The sequence below is a fragment of the Oleiphilus sp. HI0066 genome, from assembly GCF_001635725.1.
The window spans coordinates 1-809 of the sequence record NZ_LWFH01000451.1; the positions used below are offsets into that span (position 1 = coordinate 1).

Below are 809 nucleotides of genomic sequence, written 5' to 3' on the forward strand. Positions count from 1 at the left end.
GGTATAACCGTCCATTTCTGGCATTTCCACATCAGAGATCATCATACTGTAGTGATCACTCGCGCGAGAGCCATCTTCGGTGATTTCTCTTAAGTGTTGATAGGCTTGGCGCCCATCGTTTTTGAGCACTACCTCAGCACCAATGGTCTGCAAACAATTCTGAATTTGCTTTCGCGCAACCACAGAATCATCGACAACCAAAATTCGATGCTTTTGAAATTCTTCTTTGTCGCGACCGTCAAGCGTACTCTCTTTGACACTTTCATCCATCGGAGAGACTTCAGAGAGGATTTTTTCGACATCCAAAATCTCAACTAATTTGTCGTCTATTTCAGTAACGGCTGTAAGGTAGTTTTCTTTTCCAGAACCCTTCGGTGGCGGATGAATCTCTTCCCAATTTAGGTTCACGATACGTTCGACGCCTGCGACCAAAAAGCCTTGTGTATTTCGGTTGTATTCCGTGATGATAATAAATTGTTCAGTAAGATCGTCTGTAGCGACAGAACGCTGACCAGTCGCCATACCCATATCTAAAATTGGAATAGTGCCGCCCCGGATATGAGCAACACCTTTAACAACAGGATTACTTTTAGGCAGACTCGTAAGACGAGGACATTGAAGAACCTCTTTTACCTTAAAGACGTTGATGCCATATACCTGACGCCCAGCCAACCTAAATAACAGAAGCTCAAGCCTATTTTGGCCAACCAACTGCGTTCGTTGGTTTACGCTATCTAACACACCAGCCAAGGTAACACCTCGATAATTGAGAAATTAGTAAAGTTTTATCAAATCAATAATAGACCATC

The 809-nt window shown here is 43.1% G+C and carries 1 protein-coding gene; it reads right to left on the bottom strand.

Annotation, left to right across the window (positions count from 1 at the left end):
* Positions 1 to 750 (bottom strand): chemotaxis protein (locus A3738_RS06605; RefSeq protein ID WP_068763448.1); only part of this gene is annotated, 750 nt, incomplete at its 3' end.
* Positions 751 to 809 lie beyond the last annotated feature (59 nt).